We start from the raw sequence: 4,055 nt of genomic DNA on the forward strand, positions 1-4,055 counted from the left end.
GCCTCTGCCTCCGCCGCCCGGCGGGGTCGATCCTGCATCGCCGCCACCACCACCGCCAGCGCTCCCACCGCCACTACCGCTGTCACCGCCGAGAACCTTGCGGGCATTCGCGAGTCCGGGCATGGACGGGATGGGGATCGGCCGGTTCATCGCCCCCTTGGCCTCGGACTCCGCCGACATGGCGTGGTAGAGGTCGAACCCGATAAAGCTGATGAACTTGTAGGCCATGTAGGGCGCGAACGCCGCCACGAACATGAGCACGATCCCGGCGACCGGGTTGCTGATCGAGGACAGATCGAGGTTGAGCGGGGCGTTCATCTGGTTGATCGCGACCAGGAAGATCACGACCACCACCAGCTTGGAGACGATCAACGCGACAACGAAGCTGGCCCACTTCGTGAACCAGCCGCGGGCGTGATCCCACGACTGCCCCGACAGGGCGACCGGGGCGAGCACCACCGCGACGAGCAGGAGCGCCTTGCGGATCAGCAGGGAGAACCAGACGATCGCGGCACCGGTGATCGCCAGGCAGCCGAGGAAGATGATGATGACCGCCCCCGCACCGGGCGCGGAGAGGCTGATCGCGCCGATCCCGGCGGCGAGGGCGGCGATCTTGCCGCCCATCTCATCGAGGGTGTTGCCGGTCGCCTGGATGATCCCGACGCACAGCTCGTCGACAATCGTGAGAGCGAGGCCGGTGAGGGTGATGACGAGGAAGGAGCCGAGCACCGACTTCGCCAGCCCGATCGCGGCCCGGTGCAACGCGCCGGGATCGCGACGGACGAGCCCGGTGGCGAGCTCGAGGAAGAAGAACAACAGCATCAGAAAGATCGCGACTCCGAACAGCACGTCGTAGACCTTCAGGTAGTTGGGGTCGGTGACATCGACCAGCGTGGTGGAGTCAAAGAGCTGCCAGACGCCCTTGAACATCCACTCCGCGGCGTTGCCGACTCCCTCGGCTAGCCAATCGAACGGCGCCGAGATCACGGTGCCGGCGGCCTTGCCGGCGACGTGGCAGACGGTGGAGATGACGGGGACCGAGCAGACACCCATCTCAGATGCCTTGGCCGACGTTCCAGAAGAAGTTGATGAACGCCACCGCGCCGCCGGTGACGATCGCCGCGCCACACGCTATCAGCACTCCGGAAATCCCGCGGGGGGCGAGAAGCGGGGTGGCGGAGTGCGAGCCGACTGCACACACCACTGCGGCGACGATCAGCGCGAGGACGGACAGGATCAGGCCGACGGTCATGACCGCCCCGACGATCTTCTGCAAGGCGCTGATGCCGGGCAGGCCGTTGGAGTTCGGGTTGATGTTGATGTCGGCCAACACCAGACCGGACCGGCCGAGCACACCGCTCAGGCCGGTCGTGACAGGAGAAAGAACAGAGAACATCGGGCGGGCTCCCTCGCAGTTGCACGGACCCGCACACCACCGACAACCAGCCGGTGCTCAATGGCGGGGTTCACCCCGCAGGTGCGCCCGCTACACCATGGCTCGGCCTCGGCCCCGACGACCGACTCAACACAAGGGTCAGAGGGTCGGGCCTATACCAAGCAGGAAGTTGATCCACGCGATCCCGGCCCCGTCCAGCGCGGCGGCCCCGACCGCCACGAGGAGCCCGGTACGGGCTTTGGTGGCGGTCTGGTAGTTGCCGTGCGCGGAGGCGACCGCCCACGTCGCGGCGCAAACGATCATCACCAGCACAGCGACGATAAGCACGATCGTCATCAGCGCGCCGATGACCGTCTTGAGCTGCCCGGCGCCGCCGACCCCGTTGAGATTCGGGTAGACGCTCGTGGCGAGCAGCGGGCGCGAAGAGATGAGCGTGGTCACGCCCGTCAGGTGCGCCACCCCGCCAACTCGAAGGCCGCTTACGGTTCAGTGATCTGCCGGACGGTGGCGGTCTGACCGGGGAACTCCGAGAGAGTGCCGTAGCGGACGTTCTCGCCCGTCTGCGGCGCCTCAAGGAGGCGGTCGCCGCCGAGGTAGATCACGACATGATGCGGGACGGTTTCGCCGGGATAGGTGTAGAAGATGATGTCGCCCGGTTGCTTGTCGGACCAGGAGACGGGCTGGGTTTCGTGGATCTGATCGCCGGTGTAGTGCTCCAGTCGGACCTTCCCACCCGAGGCTTGATAGGCGGCGTACATCACCAAGCCCGAGCAGTCGAAGCCGGGGCCGCGGCCGTCGGAGCCGATGCCGGAGGGGCCGGTGTAGGTGCCGCCGCCCCACACATAGGGCAGGCCGATCTCTTTCTCCGCGGCGGCGATGAACGCCCCGGCGAAACCCGGCGGCAGATTCCCGGTGCCGGTCGGGCCGGTGAGGCACTGACTACCGCCGGTCAGCGTGACGCCAGTCAGGGTGCTGGCGATCTTCTCCGCGACCGGCTGGTAGTTGGCGTAGCGGTCCGGGTACTGCGAAACCTCGACGGCCTGGGCGGCGGCGCCGAGGGAGAGGGACTGCCAATTCGGCACGTCCAAGAGGCCGGCCGGGCTGCCGTGGTTGGGGCCATCCGGCCCGCCGTAGAAGGCACGGATGGACCACACCGGGTCCATCAGGTTCGCCACGCTGCCCCAGCCGGTCGAAGGTCGCATCTGAAACAGGCCGAGGCTGTCGTGGTCGCTGCCGTCGCCGTCGTTGGGGTAGTTGACCGACTGCGGGACAGCGGTGGGATTGGCGAGCACCCGCAGGGTGGACTCGGTGAGCGCCGCCATCAACGCCACGAGCTGCCCGTTCTCGTCGATGTTCTCGCTGTTGCCGACCGCGATGATCGTCGCGGCGCGCTCCAGTTGCGTTTGATCCAGGCTGACGGTCTCCCTATCTGCGGTCGTCGCGGTCAAGCTCTGCGGGACCGTGCCGCTGACTGCCAGCGACGGCCCCGACAACCCGCCCGTATCCCCACTCGTGGCGCAGGTCGTGGCGTCGGTAATCGCGGGATCGAGCAACGCGGCGAGAGTGACCACGGCGATGCCGGGACCGAGGAACACCAGCGCGACGAGGACCCCGATCAGCACCTTGCGGACCATCACCAGCCCGCCCCGCTAACCGAGCGGATCGTTGAGCTGCGACAGGCGCAGGGTGTGACAGTCAGGCCACGACGGGCTGCACGCCTGGAAAATCGTGAACGACACCGGATCGGTCGTGGAGGCCGGCTGTCCGTACCAGACGCCGGTGCGGTGCCGGACCCCGGTGATCGTGATCGCCGTAGTCCCCGGCCGAAGCTGCCCGCGCGCCTCGGCCAACGCCTGCGGCCACAGCGACGGGACCGCCGCGCTCGTGATCGTCAGGTGTTGGACGACCTTCATCGTCGCCAACTGCGTCCACTGGTCGGTGGTCGGCTCATAGCTGGCGACATCGGAGATCAGCCCGACGATTTCCTCCCCCGAAGGGTCGGCGTCCGCCAGCACCGCCGAGGTGTAATCCGAGGGTGCGTAGCCGGTGGTCGTGGACCAGTCGAACAGCGCCGCGGCGACCGCCCGCGCATACCTCACCGGGTTGTCGGTCTTGGGCAACACCGCCGGAGCCGGGCCGCTCGGGGTACTGCTCGTCTCACCCAAACTGCCCGAGCCCGCCGAGCTGGACCTGCTCGTGCTGGTCGAACCGTACTGCGAGATCGCGTCGTGGCCGGGACCGCGGACCAGCCCGTAGACGCCGACACCGATCGTCGCCAGCACGACGACACCAACAACGGCGAGCACCACGATCATGCGACGCGGCGGTCGAGGTAGACGAACAGTAGGCACGGCTTGCTCCCAGCACGAGAAGGGACGGGTCGCCGTTCAGGTGCGTGCCCCGCCCCGTTGTTCGTGGTCGGCTCAGAAGCAGGCGGCTCGTGGTGGCCGGTCGGCTGACGACTCACTTGGCGAGCCGTGCTGGCGGACATCGCCGATCGAGCGGATGAATGCGGTGCTGCCGTCCAGGCAGGCGCACAACTGCTCCCACTGCTCATCAGACAGGCCGGCGGCGATCTCGGCAGGGTCGTAGTGCCGCCACCACCCGTCCATCTCCTGCATCGTCGCCAGCAACGCCCGCACTCCGTAGTGCTTCACGG

General features: G+C 67.7%; 5 protein-coding genes. All 5 read right to left on the reverse strand.

The window, feature by feature from the left end:
- Window positions 1-987, reverse strand: a 987-nt coding sequence (locus ACFE99_RS20915; RefSeq protein WP_375488320.1) for a conjugal transfer protein TrbL, incomplete at its 3' end; no start/stop codon positions are given.
- Between the two features lie 67 nt (window positions 988-1,054).
- Window positions 1,055-1,396, reverse strand: coding sequence for a DUF6112 family protein (locus ACFE99_RS20920; RefSeq protein WP_375488321.1), 342 nt, complete (start codon window positions 1,394-1,396; stop codon window positions 1,055-1,057).
- A 138-nt stretch (window positions 1,397-1,534) separates the two neighbouring features.
- On the reverse strand, window positions 1,535-1,855 hold the full coding sequence (locus ACFE99_RS20925; protein ID WP_375488322.1) for a DUF6112 family protein: 321 nt from the start codon (window positions 1,853-1,855) through the stop codon (window positions 1,535-1,537).
- Window positions 1,856-1,875: 20 nt separating this feature from the next.
- The gene (locus ACFE99_RS20930) at window positions 1,876-3,030 is read right to left on the reverse strand and encodes a C40 family peptidase (RefSeq protein WP_375488328.1); all 1,155 of its coding nucleotides are present in this window, start codon (window positions 3,028-3,030) and stop codon (window positions 1,876-1,878) included.
- A 15-nt stretch (window positions 3,031-3,045) separates the two neighbouring features.
- Entirely contained in the window at window positions 3,046-3,747 is a 702-nt protein-coding gene (locus ACFE99_RS20935) for a hypothetical protein (protein ID WP_375488323.1), read from the reverse strand.
- Window positions 3,748-4,055 lie beyond the last annotated feature (308 nt).

The sequence above is a fragment of the uncultured Mycobacterium sp. genome (assembly GCF_964249325.1).
Lineage (GTDB): Bacteria > Actinomycetota > Actinomycetes > Mycobacteriales > Mycobacteriaceae > Mycobacterium.